The sequence below is a fragment of the Streptomyces sp. CG 926 genome, assembly GCF_003148825.1.
Lineage (GTDB): Bacteria > Actinomycetota > Actinomycetes > Streptomycetales > Streptomycetaceae > Streptomyces.
On record NZ_QGGZ01000001.1, the window covers coordinates 937,877 to 952,802 of the forward strand.

Consider the following 14,926-nt stretch of genomic DNA (forward strand, 5'->3'; position numbering starts at 1 on the left):
AATCCCTGTCGGCGTTCACCGGGAAGAAGCCGTCGCCCCAGCTCGTCATTGCGCAGAGCACTGCACTCGGGCATCACCGAGTTTCACGGATCCGGCTTTCGGCATGCGAAGTTCGACTCGCAGCCACGCCACCGGGGCATCGGACGCAGAACTGGCCGGTTGTCGCGGGGCACTGACACCTCATGCAGGAGACGGGGCAACCAGTCCGGTCTGCGTCCCGGCCAACGGCGAGCCGGCTTTTCGGGAGCAGCCGCTCCCGGTGCGGAAGGGCAGCAGTCGCCCGCCTGCGCGGTGCGCTGCTGCGCGGGCCCGCTGGTTCATTCGACGCGGGGCTCCGTGCGCTGCCAGAACGCTCGGGAGAGCACTCTCTGGTGATGCTTGAAGCGTTCCTTGCGCAAGGCATCGGTGAAGCTCCGGCCCCTACTTGCGGTGGCTGCCGAAACCAGCGCGGCCGCGTTGGCGGAGAGCCCGGCCGCCTCCAGCGCCAGCACCAGCACGACCTGATAGGGCTCCTGTCTGGCCGCCGCAGTCGTGGTCATGATGCGGTTGCCCACTGCCTCGTGCTCCGCGCCGGTGGCCCCACCGAGCCGTTCCAACTGCTTGAGGAGAAGCACGATCTCCTCCGCATCCCGGTAAACCAGCGCCTGCAGCAGACACGTCAGCTCCGCGTGCAGCCCCGCAGCTCCCAGGGCGAGCACAAGCGGTGCCATTCCGGCGGGCGGACCGCTCTGCGCTTGGGCCAAGAGAAAGGGACTGCCGGTGAAAGCGGACCCGGCCTGGTTCAGGTGGATCAGGAACCAGGCCGCATGGCCGGTGGGCCTGCCACGAACGGTGCACGTGAAGACAGTCCGTGCGTACTCCGTCAGCCCGTTCCTCTCCAGACCGGCGACCACCGCTGCGGCTTCTTTGTAGCCGGCGGTCCGGGCCGCCCTTTCCAGCAGGACCGTCGCGCCGGGGTGGGTGCGGTCCAAGCCGTACAAGAGCTGCGAGAGGTCCGCGGGAGGCACGCTCTGCAAGGCGGTGATCAGTGCTTCCGAAGCCTGCTGGTGACGGCCCATGGCGTGCATGTCCGTGATCAGCACCCGGGTGTCGGCCGTTGGACGGGAGGCGATGGCATGGTTGACGACGGCGGTCGCGACATGATGCTTGTCCATGGCCTGCAGTGCCGAGACGAGAGCCAGCAGATGCTCGATTGTCTGGTTCTGCGTCGCGCTGAACACGGTCTCGGCATCGCTGTACAACCCTGCACGCGAGAGGGCCTCAGCCAGGGCAGCCACGTCGTACGCGGACCGACGGGTCGCGGCCGCAGTGTGCAGCACGCTCTTGACGGGGTGCATCCCCGCCTCCGTAAGGGAGCAGCTCAGGGTCACGATGTCGTGCACCGTGCGTTCGACGGCGACCGCTTCTATGGCGGAGACGACCGTCACGTCCAGCCCTGTGCCGGCCAGCCAGGTGAGCATGGGCACCACGTCGGGCAGCGGCCTGGTGGCGCAGGCGGCACCGAGGAGCGTCGCGGCCTGCTCCCGTAAGCCGCTCGCATGCAGGCTGCGGACCAGTAAGGCTATGTCGCGCGAGGTGTGCAGCTGCACCGAGGCACGAAGTAACTGGACCAGGTGTTCTTCCAGGCCCGCGTGGTGCAGGCTCACGATCAGCGCGCAGGTCTCCTCCACCGAACGCGTCATGACCATTGCGGGCAAGGCGGCCTCGGCGTGTGCGTGCAAGCCGGCGCTCTGCAGGCCCGCCAGTAGCACGGCGACCTCCTGGACCTCCCGGGAACGGCTGACCGAGGCCACCAGTTCGCTCGCCATCGCCCGCTGGGTCCGTGATTCGAGATCGGCGACGACCGTGATCAATTCGGCCACCGAGGCGCTGCGGTCGGTCTCTTCCAGTAGGGCCATCAACGAGATCCGGCCGACTGGATGCGCCTCCAGGTCCTGGGCCTGTTCCAGCTGGGTTTCCAGGTGATGGCACTGCTCCTCGGCCGCGATCAGTTCCGCGCGGGCAACGGCCAGTGCCTCCCGGAGGTAGCCCACCTGCTGCCCGAGATCGCGGCACTCGTTCTCGAGCTCGTCGAACTCACCCTGCCACAGCTCGAGGTCGCTCCGGCGGGCGAGCCGCTGGCCTTCAAGGTCCACTTGGAGCTGTCGGCAGCGCCCCTGGGCCTCGGCCAGGCGCTGGGTGCGGTCCATCAGCGCTTCTTCCAGGGCACGCTGGCGGGTCCGTATGCGGCGGGTCTCTTCATCCGCCTCGGCCAGCCGATCCTGCAGAGTCTGTTTCTCGCTGTCGCTGCGGTGACACTTCAGCGCCTTCCAATGCAGGGAGCGCAGACCCGTCTCGGCTTCGAACGTGACCGGCGAATCCACCTCGCGCAGATCGGCAAGCACCCCGGCGACGAAGTCCCACGGGGGGACGCGCTCTCCACCCAGATAGCGGGTGACGGTGCTGGGGTCCATGTGCCGGCGTGCCGCATAGCGGCGGACGCTGACGCCCAGCGCGAGGAACACGCCGCGGAGGTCCTCGGCAAAGACCCGCTTCTCGGGCGGAAGGCCTTCCTTCAGAGGTGACAGACGAGCTGGTTGTGCCGTGCGCTCCATGTTTCAACAACCTCGCCGCAGACGCTGCCGATCCGATCGAACGTCCAGTATCCCGGCTGGGACCCGACTGCGGCCGCTGCACGTGTTGCCGCTGCGGACGGCAACACCCCCGCCCCCGGCGAGGGGGTGCCGTCTGCACCGGCAACACCCAACGCCGCCGTCCCAAGTCCTGGCTCGCTCAAGATGGAATGAGCGGCTCGAAGGAGCCCTGTCCAGGTAGGAGACACAGACACATGGAACGGCTCGACGACGGCGCCGGAGAGCGCAAGTCACCGCAACCCGCCGCACCGTGCCCCCCGCACCGGCGGCAACGGTTCAACCGGCTGGTGCGCCGACTGCTGCTCCAGTCACTGCTGGGCGCCGCCGGTGCCGCGGGCGCCACACTGATCACCTGGCTGCTCGCCTGGCTCCAGTCGCTCTGACGAAGGCTTGGAATTCGCGAGCTCACCGAAGAGCTCGGCCTGGACACGACGGCGGCCGAGGGTGGGGACCTCATGTGGGTCGTCGACCAGCGTGTGACCCGCCCGGGTCCGACCCCGCCGCCGCGCAAGCGCCACCTGATCTACCGCTTCCACATCAGCCCCGACATCCGCGAGACCCTCGCCGAACAGGAGCTGGACGAGCTCCCCGACGCCAGCCACGAAGTCGGCGTCATCGAGTGGATCGACTACCGAAAGACCGCCGAGCTGCCTATCTTCCCGCCCATCGGCCCCGCCCTCGCCGATCCACACGCCCCGTCACCAACACGGCCCCATACGCCGTCACCGACACGAACTACACCTGGGTGTAGCGCTCGGATGCATCGACTTGGGGCCGGCCCCACGCATCAACCGACCCACCGCAACAGAACTTGTGCTATCAGGCGTGACGGTTTGCGGGTGGCTGCGCTGGGGGAGGGCGGCGGGACGATGTGCAGCCGGTGGCTCTTTTTACCGGTGGTCGAACGGGAGCCGGCGGCGGTGGCTCGGCGGGCGTCGGCCAGGCGCTGCCGGTCGGCCGGGGTGAGTAGTGGGAAGGCCGCGCGGCTCGATCTGGGCGAGCCGTCGTGCCCGTGGCTGCTGCCCGGGCCGGCGCCGACCTGACCGTCGGGGGCCCGATGGGGCTCCGCGCATTCACCGATTGCCCGGCCGGCGTTCTCCGCGATCCGCCTCACCCGTCGCCAAAGCCCCCTACCGGCGCCGCCGCGACAACCAAGCAGAATGGCACGCCGCCGCCCGGCCCAACCTCTTCTACCGCATGATCGGCCAGCTCTACCGCTGCCTCCAGCAGGACCAGCAATAACGAGGAGCCGGCCTTTCCAGCCCACCTTCCGAGATGGGCACAGCGGCCACCTAGCCAGAGACCGCTTGCTGATCCGGGGACCGCACCCAGGGGGCGAAGCGTTGATCCGAGCCTGCACCCTCGCGCCAGTACCGCAGGACGGATTCCTGGACAACATCGAACCGCTCAGCTGCGATCAGGCACGAGATCGGCTCCTGCCCGCCCGCGTCGGCCTCAAAGGCGATGACGACGGGCGGCGTTTCGCCGACCTGACGCGTGACTCTGAGGAGCTCGTCCGCCGTCGGTGCACGGAAGGTCGGATCGTAGAACGCGGACGGGCAGGAGACGAAGAACGGATCGCCGAAGACCAGTTCCAGGCCGTGGTGGTAAGCCAGGTCGTGGCCGGCAGCAAGTCTGAACTCCCCACCGTCCCAGGCGACCACGTCCCAGTCCCACCAGTTCCCCTCAGGGAGCCGGATCGCAGCATGCGTTTCTTCGATGTCCACCCGCGCCCCTTCGCTCGTTCGAACAGATCGACAGGCTACACAGCGGCTTTGACCGTGCGACTTGACGAGTGAGGGCCCTGAGGTGTCTACGACGGACGGTACGGCCTCCCCAGGACCGCAGTCTTGAGGCGCAGCTGCTCCTGTGGCCGGCGCGGGATGGCCGAGTACCCGCTCGACTGCACCACCCTGCCCCACGACAAGCCGCTGTACGAGGCGGACATCGACCTGTCCGGGCCGATCTCGGACTGCGGCGCCCACCTGTCGGTGATCCAGGACGCCGCCGTCCCCCTCCCTACGGAGCTCAACGAGCCCGGGTCGGCCAGGACGCGACGGACGAACTCGCCGCCCAACGGGTACCGATCCAGCAGATCGCGACCGGACTCGGCACCGGCAAGGCCGCCGCCCGCACCTACCTCAACAGCTACCTCGGACACTGAACCGTGCAGTGGGTCGACAACGGCCCGCTACGGGGCCATCTCTGCGCGTACAGGGAACGTTCGAGATGCGGACGTGGGAGGCGGTGACGGAGCAGGCCGTGGCGGCGCAGAGGGGGCGGGGGTGGGGCCGGGCGAAGACCCTGGCGCGGCTAAGGGAAGGGCGGGAGCGGTGACCGGCACCGAGGCGGTCGGGGCCGGAGTTCCCGAGGCCTCAGCGGCAGTGCTGCCGAGTAAGACGGTCGCGATGCTGAGAGCGAGTGTGGTTAAGCATCTGGATCTCAAAGGACGTGCTTTCTGAGCTAGGTCATAGCGCGCCAAGGCGGGAGGCAATGGTGCGTCAGTTCGAAGAGGGGGCAGGCTATGCAGCACTTTGAAAGATCGTCAACGAGGTTGAGATGAGGGCTGATGACCATCAATCTGACTCGATTCGGCGCAGCTGCCGCGCTTACCCTGGCTCTGTCGGCCGCGACCGGTGGCGCCTTAGCTGTGCCGGCCCGATGCGCGGCTTTCGCTGGATCGACCGCAGGGCGCGAATCGTCGACTCGTCGGAGATCCCTGTGGTCGTCGGCCATTCAACGCCGGAGCCCGCGAGGTCGCTGACGAAGACAATCTCCACCGCCAGGAGAGTACGTGCCCAGCCCACCGGAGGCAGCGGAACGTCGGGGGTGACGGGCGCCGATATGGCTTCGAGCTGTTTGACTCGCCGATCGATCGCCTCCTCGTCAGCGTCCCAGTCGGGAAGGGAGCCAGCAGCGACGAACGGGAAAGGCCGCCAGTTCGTCGAACCGTTGAACGGGTTGCGCTGTGCGGCAGCGTGCCAGTCAGCGTGACATCGCGTCGCCGCCGGTAGTGGGCTTTGGCGCCGGGCGAGGCGGTGATCGCGGAGAACGCCCAGAGACATCCGGCGTGGTTGAGCAGCTCGGCGCCCGGGTGCTCGCCGAGATCGGAGACGACCGACGGCGATTCGCCGACGCCCGCGGGCTGAAGGCTTACGCCGGCGCCTCGCCCATCACCCGGGCCTCCGGCAAGAAGAACGCCCGTCATCACGTGCATCTTGGTCGGAGCACATGATCAGACGAAGGCCGCCCCCACGTCCGGGGATTCTCCATGTGAGCGACGTAGTTCGAGGCGCCCTTCGAGGGGACCCGAACCTCGAGCGAGTCCCTACCAGCCCATGTTCTTGGCCACTTCGCCCTGGGCTGCGGCGATCTCTTCACTGGTGGACTCGACGATGTCCACCTCCTCCAGGCGTGCCAGCAGGTCTGCGAGAGCCTGCTTCTGAGCCGGGTGCGTGATCGGTACAGCGTTCAGGTCGGTGCTCATCAGCCAGTCGAACAGCACGATCGCGTCAGCACGCCACAGGCGGAGATCGACGGTCGGTGTAGAACCCCAGGGGAACCCAGTTTCCATGTGAGCATCTTGCCAGGTCACAGCGCTGTGATGCATCGCAGATCAACGGTCACGCGGCTGCCTGCCCAACCTTCGGCGTCGACGACGCCGAAAGATAAAGAACAAGCTAGGCCGTCTCGGGGCACTGTCGAAGCGCTGCCGTGGGGCGGGGACACGGCGGAGTGTCCCGCAGGACGAGGCGCGACCACCGGGTACAACCGAGACGAACCAGCACGCGCCGAGCCGAGGAGACACTCCGCCGGGGCACCGCCGCACACCGAAGCGATCCCCGGCGGAGCCACCGGGTACGCGCAGCCGAACCCAGCCCCGCCGGCGATCGAGGCGCGGGGCCCGGGGCAGCGCCCCGGCACCACCGCCCCGGCGGCCCGGCTACGGCAGGACCGCCACCCCGTCCAGTTCGACCAGCGCCGCCTCGTCCCAGAGCCGCACCACGCCGATGACGGCCATCGCCGGATAGTCGCGGCCCGCCAACCTGCGCCAGATACCGCCCAGTTCGGCCGCGTGGGTCCGGTACGCCGCCACATCCACCGCGTACACCGTCACCCGCGCCAGCTCCGCCGGCGTGCCCCCCGCCGCGGCGAGGGCTGCCAGAAGGTTGGCGAGGGCGGTCTCGAACTGCTCCGGCAGGCTCTCGCCGACCACCTTGCCCGCGCCGTCCAACGCGGTCTGGCCCGCCAGGAACACCAGCCGGCTTCCGGTCGCCGCGACCGCGTGCGAGAAGCCCGTCGCGGGCGACAGCTCCGCCGGGTTGATCCGGTCCAGGCTCATCGCGCCGTCACCCCCGCCATCCCCGCCGCGCCCGCGGCTCCCGCGGCCCCCGCGTACAACTCCTTCGCGATGATCGTGCGCTGCACCTCGCTCGCCCCCTCGTAGATCCGCGGTGCCCGTACCTCCCGGTAGAGGTGTTCGAGCAGGTGGCCGCGCTGGAGGGCGACCGCGCCGTGCAGTTGGACCGCGTGGTCCACCACGTACTGGGCCGTCTCCGTGGCCAGCAGCTTCGCCATCGCCGCCCGGCGCGGTACGTCCCCCGCGCCACGGTCGTAGGCTCCGGCCGCCGCGTACACCAGCAGCCGGGCCGCCTCCGTACGGGTGGCCATCTCGGCCACCCGGTGCGCCACCGCCTGGAGGTCGCTCAGCGTTCCGCCGAAGGCGGTCCGGTCCGCCGTGTACGCGAGCGTCGCGTCCAGCGCGGCCCGGGCCATGCCCACCGCGAAGGCGCCGACGCTCGGCCGGAAGAGGTTCAGGGTGTCCATCGCGACGCGGAACCCCCGCCCGGGTTCGCCGAGCAGGTCCCCCGGGCCGACCGGTACCCCATCGAAGGTGAGGGAGCCGATGGGGTGCGGGGAGAGCATGTCCAGGGCCGCGCCGGAGAGTCCGGGGCGGTCGGCCGGGACCAGGAACGCCGAGACCCCCTTCGCCCCCGGCCCCTCCCCCGTTCGGGCGAACACGGTGTAGAAGTCCGCCTCGGGGGCGTTGGAGATCCAGCACTTCTCACCGCTGAGCCGCCAGCCACGGCCGTCGCCATCCCCATCGCCATCGCCATCGCCATCGGCCGCCGGATCGGCGGTCGCCGCCAGGGCCAGTGCCGCCGCGTCCGAGCCCGCCCCCGGCTCGCTCAGCGCGAAGGCGGCCACCGTCCGCCCGGCGCGTACTCCCGGCAGCCAGCGCTCCCGCTGCCGCTCGCTCCCCGCGCGTAGCACCGGGTACGCCCCGAGCCCCTGCAGGGCGAGCGCCGTCTCGGCCTCCGTGCAACCGTAGGCGAGGGACTCCCGCAGCAGGCACAGTTCCAGCGCGCCCGAGGCGAACACCCGCTCCAGCAGGCCCAGCTCGCCCAACGCCGCCAGCAGCGGCCGGTTGACCCGCCCCGGTTCCCCCTTCTCGGCCAGTGGCCGCAGCCGCTCCGCCGCCAGTGCGCGCAACTGCCCGCACCACTCCTCCTGGTCCACCCCGAGCGCGAATCCGGTCATCCGAATATCCCCGCATCTATCGCGTCCTGTTGACTGCCGTCACCATCACGATACGCTCCTGGAAGGACCTTCCGGCGTGGCCGGGAGAACTACCGCACGGCCGGCTCCACCCCACCCCGGACCGCTGCAAGGGGGGCGACCCGCCTTGGACCTCAAGCCTTCCGCTCACATCGACACCTTCGCCCGCGACCATCTGCCACCCGCGGACACCTGGCCGGAGCTCGTCTTCGATCTGCCCGAACTGGCCTATCCGGACCGCCTGAACTGCGGGGCCGAGCTGCTCGACGCCACGATCGCCCGGTTCGGTCCGGCCGGCGCCGATCGCCCGGCCTTCCGCAGCTCGACGGGCGAGGTGTGGACGTACGGAGGCCTGCGCGAGCGGGTGGACCGCCTGGCCCACACCCTCGTCGCCGACCTCGGCGTGGTCCCCGGCAACCGGGTGCTCCTACGCGGACCCACCGGCCCCTGGCTCGCGGCCTGCTGGCTCGCGGTGATGAAGGCGGGCGCGGTGGCGGTCACCGTACTGCCGCAGCAGCGCGCGCAGGAGCTGGCCACGGTGTGCGCGATGGCCCGGGTGGGGCACGCGCTGTGCCACGCGGACGTGCTGGACGACCTGGTCAAGGCGGAGGTGCCGGGGCTGCGGATCACCGTGTACGGGGGCACCGCCCCGGACGATCTGCTCCGGCTGGCCGAGAGGCACCCCGAGCCGTTCCCGGCCGCCCCGACCTCCGCGGACGACGTCGCCCTGATCGCCTTCACCTCCGGGACCACCGGTCGACCCAAGGGCTGCATGCACTTCCACCGTGACCTGCTCGCGGTCGCCGACACCTTCTCCCGCAGCGTGCTGCGGCCCCGCCCCGACGACGTCTTCGCGGGCAGCCCCCCGCTCGGTTTCACCTTCGGCCTCGGCGGGCTGGTCGTCTTCCCGTTGCGCGCCGGGGCCTCGGCGCTGCTGCTGGAGGAGGCGGTGCCGCGCCGGTTGCTGCCCGCGCTCGCGGAGCACCGGGTGACGGTGCTGTTCACCGCGCCCACCGCGTACCGGACGATGCTGGACGCGCTGGGCCCGTACGACGTGGGCATGTACGACCTGTCGGCGCTGCGCCGTTGCGTCTCGGCGGGGGAGAACCTGCCCGCCGCCACCTGGCAGGCCTGGTACGAGCGGACCGGCCTGCGCATCATCAACGGCATCGGGGCGACCGAGCTGCTGCACATCTTCATCTCCGCCGCCGACGAGGACATCCGGCCCGGCACGACGGGTCGGGTGGTCCCGGGTTGGGAGGCCCGGGTGGTGGACCGGGCCGGCCGGCCGGTCCCGGACGACGAGCCGGGGCTGCTGGCCGTGCGCGGCCCGGTGGGCTGCCGCTATCTGGCCGATCCACGGCAGGGCGAGTACGTACGGGACGGATGGAACCTGACCGGTGACACCTACGTCCGCGATCCGGAGGGCTACTTCCGCTATGTCGCCCGGGCCGACGACATGATCGTATCGGCGGGCTACAACATCGCGGGCCCCGAGGTGGAGGAGGCGCTGCTGCGCCACCCGGACGTGGTGGAGGCGGCGGTGGTGGGCCTCCCGGACGAGCGACGCGGGCAGATCGTGGTGGCGTACACCGTGGCCCGCGACGGCGCGGTGCTGACGGAGGAGGTGCTGCGTACCTTCATGCGGGCGGAGCTGGCCCCGCACAAGTGCCCGCGCTCCTTCGTCTTCCTCCCCGCCCTCCCGCGTACCGCGACGGGCAAACTGCAGCGGTTCCGGCTGCGTGATCCCGACGCCCGACCCGACCCGCCCCACAGGATCTAGAGTGAAACCGTGGTCGAGCAGCACACTCCGCGATCCCTGATCGTCACGTTCTACGGAGCCTACGGGCGGGCCTTCGAGGGGCCGGTCCCGGTGGCCGCGCTGATCCGCCTGCTGGGCGCGGCCGGCGTGGACGCCCCGTCCGTCCGCTCGTCGGTGTCCCGGCTGAAGCGGCGCGGCTTCCTGCTGCCCGAACGCACGGCGGACGGTTCGGCGGCGTACGGGCTCTCCGAGGAGGCCCGGCAGCTGCTGGACGACGGCGACCGCCGGATCTACGGCAGCCCGCGGCTGTCGGACGAGTGGTTGGTGGCGGTGTTCTCGGTCCCGGAACAGGAGCGGAACAAGCGGCACCTGCTGCGTTCGCGGCTGGCCCGGCTCGGTTTCGGCGCGGTGGCGCCGGGCGTGTGGATCGCCCCGGCCCGGCTGGCCGAGGAGACCGCGCACACCCTGGAGCGGCTGCACCTGACGCCGTACGTGGAGCTGTTCCGCGGCGCCCACCTCGGTTTCGCCCCGGCCGCCGAGGCGGTGGCCCGCTGGTGGGACCTGGCGGCCCTGGCCAAGCAGCACGAGGAATTCCTGGACCTGCACGAACCCGTCCTGCGCGCCCTGCGGACGGGCCCGGAGCCGACCCCGGAGGAGGCCTACCGGGGCTACCTCCTCGCGCTGGACACCTGGCGCCGGCTGCCGTACGCCGACCCGGGCCTGCCGCGGGAACTGCTCCCGGCCAACTGGCCGGGCGACCGGGCGGCGGCCGTCTTCGCCGAGCTGCACGAACGGCTGCGCGCCGCCGGGGAGCGCTTCGCGCGACCGTGACCGTGACCGGGCCCGGGCCGGGCCGGGCCGGGCCGGACCGGACAACGTGCCGCCGTGGTGGCGGGACGGTCTGCCCCGGTAGGAAGCGCCTCGCGGACCGGGTCCGGGGCGGAAATCCGGGTGCGGGCGGGGCGCGTGCCGCGTCACGATGGGACATGAACTGGACCTTCACCACAGATCTGGCGGCCTTCGTGCGCGCGGCGGGCCCTGCCCTGGCCGCCCGGCCTGTCCCCAACACCGTCCTGCTGACCGTGACCGACCGTCTGGCGCGGCGCGGTACCGACACCTATGGCGACGGTACCCCCTTCTTCGGCTGGTGGACCGGATCCGACGGCGCCGTCGCCGGCGGCCTGCTGTGCACCCCGCCGTTCCCGCTGTATCTCGGCGCGCTGCCCGAGGAGGCGGTCCGCGCGCTGGGGGCGGCGCTCACCACCGAGCCGCTGCTCGCCGGGGTCCGCGCGCTCAATGCCCGCCGCGCGGACGCCCGGGTGCTGGCAGAGACCTGGGGTCGGCCCACCCGGACCGCCGAGGAGCTGCGCCTGTACCGGCTGGCCGCACTGGCCGCCCCGGACCCAGCCCCGGCCGGGCGGGCCCGGCCCGCCACCGAGGCCGACCTTCCGCTGCTGCTGGAGTGGGTCACGGCCTTCAAGGCCGAGTCGGGTGTGCCGGGCAGCGCCTCCGAGGCCGTGCTGCGCGACCGGATCTCCTACGGCGGAGCCCTGCTGTGGGAACGGGCCGGGGTCCCCGTCTCACTGGCCGGTTTCTTCCGAGCCATCGGCTCGGCCTCCCGCATCGGCCCGGTCTACACCCCGCCGGAGCACCGCGGCCGCGGCTACGCCGCCGGGGTCACGCACGCGGCGAGCGAAGCGGCGTACGCGACGGGCGCCGCCGAGGTCCTGCTCTTCACGGACCTGGCCAACCCCACGAGCAACGGCGTCTACCTCCGGCTGGGCTACACCCCGGTCGAGGACCGCACCGAGATCGTCGCGTCCTGATCGGGATGACACGGGCTAGCCGCGTCCCGTCGGTGGGGGGCGGCTGCCCGCGCGGTACGGGGCCGGCCAGGGCGCGCCCGGGCCTTCGTAGGACTGCTCGGCTGCCGCGTGCAGGGTCCAATGGGGGTCGTAGAGGTGGGGGCGGCCCAGCGCGCACAGGTCGGCACGGCCGGCCAGGAGCAGGGAGTTCACGTCGTCCCAGGAGGAGATGGCACCGACCGCGATGACGGGTACACCGAGGGCGCCCCGGATCCGGTCGGCGTACGGGGTCTGGTACGAGCGCCCGTACTCGGGGGCCTCGTCCGCGACCACCTGACCCGTGGAGACGTCGATGGCGTCCGCGCCCCGGGCGGCGAAGGCGGCCGCGATCCGTACCGACTCCTCGGGCGAGGTGCCCCCGGGTGCCCAGTCCGTGGCCGAGAGGCGGACCGTCATCGGGCGGTCCTCGGGCCACACGGCGCGGACCGCGTCGAAGACCTCCAGCGGGAATCGGAGCCGGTTCTCCAGGGAGCCGCCGTACTCGTCGTCACGGTGGTTGGTCAGTGGGGACAGGAACCCGGAGAGCAGATAGCCGTGGGCGCAGTGCAGTTCGAGCAGGTCGAACCCCGCGTCGGCGGCGCGGACGGCGGCGGCCGCGAACTCGGAGCGCAACGCGTCCATGTCGTGCCGCCCGAGGGCGCGCGGGAGCGCCGAGACACCGGGCCGGTAAGGCAGCGCGGAGGCGGCCACCAGCGGCCAGTTGTCCTCGGGCAGGGGGTCGTCCATGCCCTCCCACATCACCCGGGTCGAGCCCTTGCGGCCCGCGTGGCCGAGCTGGACGCCGAGGGCGGTGCCGGGCGCCGAGGTGTGGACGAAATCGGCGATCCGCTTCCAGGCGGCCGCCTGTTCCTGGGTGTAGAGGCCGGCGCAGCCGGGGGTGATCCGGCCCTCGGCGGACACGCAGACCATCTCGGTCATCACCAGGCCGGGGCCGCCGAGGGCCCGAGCGCCCAGGTGGACGAGGTGGAAGTCGCCCGGCACGCCCTCCTGGGCCGAGTACATGTCCATCGGTGAGACGACGACCCGGTTGCGCAGGGTCAGGCCCCGCAGGGTGAAGGGGGTGAACATCGCGGGGGTGCCGTCGGGGCAGCCGAAGTCCTTCTCGACCGCCCGCGTGAAGCGTGCGTCGCGCAGCCGCAGGTTGTCGTGCGTGACCCGGCGGCTGCGGGTGAGGAGGTTGAAGGCGAACTGCCGGGCGGGCTGGTCGACGTATCCGGCGATCTCCTCGAACCACTGCCGGCTCGCCGCCGCCGCCCGCTGGGTGCTGGCGACCGCCGGACGGCGTGCCGCCTCGTACGCGGCGAGGGCGGCCGGGACGTCGCCGGGGGCGGCGCCCACCGCCTCGGCAAGCGCGAGCGCGTCCTCCACGGCCAGTTTGGTGCCGGATCCGATGGAGAAGTGGGCGGTGTGCGCGGCGTCGCCGAGCAGGACGACGTTCTCGTGCGACCAGCGCTCGTTGACGACGGTACGGAACTGCGTCCAGGTGGAGCGGTTGCCGTGCAGCGGGCGTCCGCGCAGGGCCTCGCTGAAGATCTTGGCGCAGCGGGCCGCGGCCTCGTCCTCGTCGCACAAATCGAAGCCGGCCGCCCGCCACACCTCGTCGCGCATCTCGACGATCACCGTGGAGGCGTCGGCGGAGTAGGGGTAGGCGTGCAGTTGCATGACCCCGTGCTCGGTCTCCGCGATCTCGAAGCGGAAGGCGTCGAAGGCGAAGTCGGCGGCGAGCCAGATGTAGCGGCAGCGTCCGCCGGTCAGCGTCGGCCCGTAGTGCGCGGCGCCGGCTTCCCGGATCGCGCTGTGCACCCCGTCGGCCGCGACCACCAGGTCGTAGGAGGCGGCGAGTTCGGCCACGGCCGGGGCCTCGGAGCGGAAGCGGAGGCGGACGCCGAGGCCGGCGCAGCGCTCGTGCAGGATCTCCAGCAGCCGGCGCCGACCGACGGCCGCGAAGCCGTGGCCGCCGGAGGTCAGCAGCCGGCCGCGGTGCACGATGTCCACGTCGTCCCAGCGCACGAATTCCGCGCTCAGGGCCGTGTGGACGACGGTGTCGGCCCGCTCGATGCCGCCGAGGGTCTCGTCCGAGAGCACCACGCCGAAGCCGAAGGTGTCGTCCGGGGCGTTGCGCTCCCAGACCTCCACCGTGTGGCCCTGGCGGGCCAGCAGCGCGGCGGCGTAGAGCCCTCCCGGTCCCCCGCCGACGACGGCGACCCGCATGGCACCAGGAGTCATGTGGCTACCTGCCCTTCCACTCCGGCGGCCGCTTCCCGGTGAAGGCGGCGTGGAACTCCGCGTAGTCCTGGCCGTGCATCAGCAGGGCCTGGGTGTTGGCGTCCAGTTCCACGGACGCCGCCAGGGGCATGTCGAGCTCGGCGGTGAGCAGCGCCTTGGTCTGCGCGTGGGCGAGGGCGGGGCCCGCGGCCAGGCGCGCGGCGAGTTCGGCGGCCCGTACGTGGGCCTTGCCCTCCTCGGTGAGCTCGCTGAGCAGGCCGATCCGCTCCGCCTCGGCCGCGTGTACGGGCTCTCCGAGCATCAGCAGGCGGGTGGCGTGGCCGAGGCCGACGACCCGGGGCAGCAGGTAGGCCGCGCCCATGTCGCCGCCGGAGAGGCCGACGCGGGTGAAGAGGAAGGCGAAGCGGGCGGTGGGGTCGGCGATCCGGAAGTCGGCGGCGAGGGCGAGGACGGCGCCGGCTCCGGCGGCCACCCCGTGCACGGCGGCGATCACCGGGAAGGGGCATTCGCGGAGGGCGCGGACCACCTGGCCGGTCATCCGGTTGAAGTCGAGGAGCTGGGCGGTGTCCATGGCGAGGGTGGCGCCGATGATCTCGTCCACGTCTCCGCCGGAGCAGAAGCCGCGCCCCTCGCCGCCGAGCACGAGGGCGCGTACGGAGCGCTCACGGGACAGTTCGCCGAGCAGATCGCGCAGGTCGGCGTAGGCGCCGAAGGTGAGCGCGTTGAGCTTTTCGGGGCGGTCGAAGGTGACGGTGGCGACGCCGTCCTGCCGGGTGACCCGGAGGTGGTGCCACCGTTCGGTCGCTGGTGTGGAACCGATGAAGGGGCTCACCTCACCGACGGTATCACCAGATCGTGACTGCCGTCACAGAAGCGCGACA

Annotated in this window: 11 protein-coding genes and 2 pseudogenes; 5 read left to right on the plus strand and 8 right to left on the minus strand. The window is 71.5% G+C overall.

The genetic code is table 11. The annotated features are described in order from the left end of the window. Window positions 1-317 precede the first annotated feature (317 nt). Entirely contained in the window at window positions 318-2,594 is a 2,277-nt protein-coding gene (locus BCL76_RS03865) for a hypothetical protein (RefSeq protein WP_146228314.1), read from the minus strand. 233 nt (window positions 2,595-2,827) lie between these two features. Between BCL76_RS03865 and BCL76_RS03870 the strand changes: the two genes are divergently transcribed. Continuing rightward, complete coding sequence (locus BCL76_RS03870; RefSeq protein ID WP_109778076.1) at window positions 2,828-3,016, plus strand: hypothetical protein; 189 nt, start codon at window positions 2,828-2,830, stop codon at window positions 3,014-3,016. A 909-nt stretch (window positions 3,017-3,925) separates the two neighbouring features. Here BCL76_RS03870 and BCL76_RS03880 read toward each other — a convergent pair. Continuing rightward, on the minus strand, window positions 3,926-4,360 hold the full coding sequence (locus BCL76_RS03880) for a hypothetical protein (protein WP_109778077.1): 435 nt from the start codon (window positions 4,358-4,360) through the stop codon (window positions 3,926-3,928). Between the two features lie 1,224 nt (window positions 4,361-5,584). Next, window positions 5,585-5,712 (minus strand): annotated as a pseudogene (locus tag BCL76_RS40605) (IS110 family transposase); the annotation flags it as partial. Here BCL76_RS40605 and BCL76_RS03890 point away from each other — a divergent pair. Beyond that, window positions 5,701-5,832 (plus strand): annotated as a pseudogene (locus BCL76_RS03890) (transposase); the annotation flags it as partial. The pseudogenes BCL76_RS40605 and BCL76_RS03890 overlap by 12 nt on opposite strands. 129 nt (window positions 5,833-5,961) lie before the next feature. Here the strand turns inward: BCL76_RS03890 and BCL76_RS03895 are convergent. From BCL76_RS03895 to BCL76_RS03905, 3 genes are all read right to left on the minus strand, one after another. Further along, window positions 5,962-6,207, minus strand: a complete 246-nt coding sequence (locus BCL76_RS03895; RefSeq protein WP_109778337.1) for a hypothetical protein — start codon at window positions 6,205-6,207, stop codon at window positions 5,962-5,964. 369 nt (window positions 6,208-6,576) lie between these two features. Beyond that, window positions 6,577-6,975 (minus strand): RidA family protein, encoded by a 399-nt coding sequence (locus BCL76_RS03900; RefSeq protein ID WP_109778079.1) that lies wholly within the window; start codon window positions 6,973-6,975, stop codon window positions 6,577-6,579. After that, on the minus strand, window positions 6,972-8,174 hold the full coding sequence (locus BCL76_RS03905; RefSeq protein WP_109778080.1) for an acyl-CoA dehydrogenase family protein: 1,203 nt from the start codon (window positions 8,172-8,174) through the stop codon (window positions 6,972-6,974). Before BCL76_RS03905 ends, BCL76_RS03900 begins: the two co-directional genes overlap by 4 nt. A 145-nt stretch (window positions 8,175-8,319) precedes the next feature. Between BCL76_RS03905 and BCL76_RS03910 the strand changes: the two genes are divergently transcribed. From BCL76_RS03910 to BCL76_RS03920, 3 genes are all read left to right on the plus strand, one after another. Continuing rightward, window positions 8,320-9,975, plus strand: coding sequence for an AMP-binding protein (locus tag BCL76_RS03910; protein ID WP_109778081.1), 1,656 nt, complete (start codon window positions 8,320-8,322; stop codon window positions 9,973-9,975). A gap of 9 nt (window positions 9,976-9,984) precedes the next feature. Continuing rightward, window positions 9,985-10,785, plus strand: coding sequence for a PaaX family transcriptional regulator (locus tag BCL76_RS03915; protein WP_109778082.1), 801 nt, complete (start codon window positions 9,985-9,987; stop codon window positions 10,783-10,785). Between the two features lie 155 nt (window positions 10,786-10,940). Then, window positions 10,941-11,780, plus strand: coding sequence for a GNAT family N-acetyltransferase (locus BCL76_RS03920; RefSeq protein WP_109778083.1), 840 nt, complete (start codon window positions 10,941-10,943; stop codon window positions 11,778-11,780). Between the two features lie 15 nt (window positions 11,781-11,795). Here the strand turns inward: BCL76_RS03920 and BCL76_RS03925 are convergent, their stop codons facing one another. After that, entirely contained in the window at window positions 11,796-14,045 is a 2,250-nt protein-coding gene (locus tag BCL76_RS03925) for a bifunctional salicylyl-CoA 5-hydroxylase/oxidoreductase (RefSeq protein WP_109778084.1), read from the minus strand. Between the two features lie 4 nt (window positions 14,046-14,049). Then, window positions 14,050-14,877, minus strand: a complete 828-nt coding sequence (locus BCL76_RS03930) for an enoyl-CoA hydratase family protein (protein ID WP_030712961.1) — start codon at window positions 14,875-14,877, stop codon at window positions 14,050-14,052. Between the last annotated feature and the right edge of the window lie 49 nt (window positions 14,878-14,926).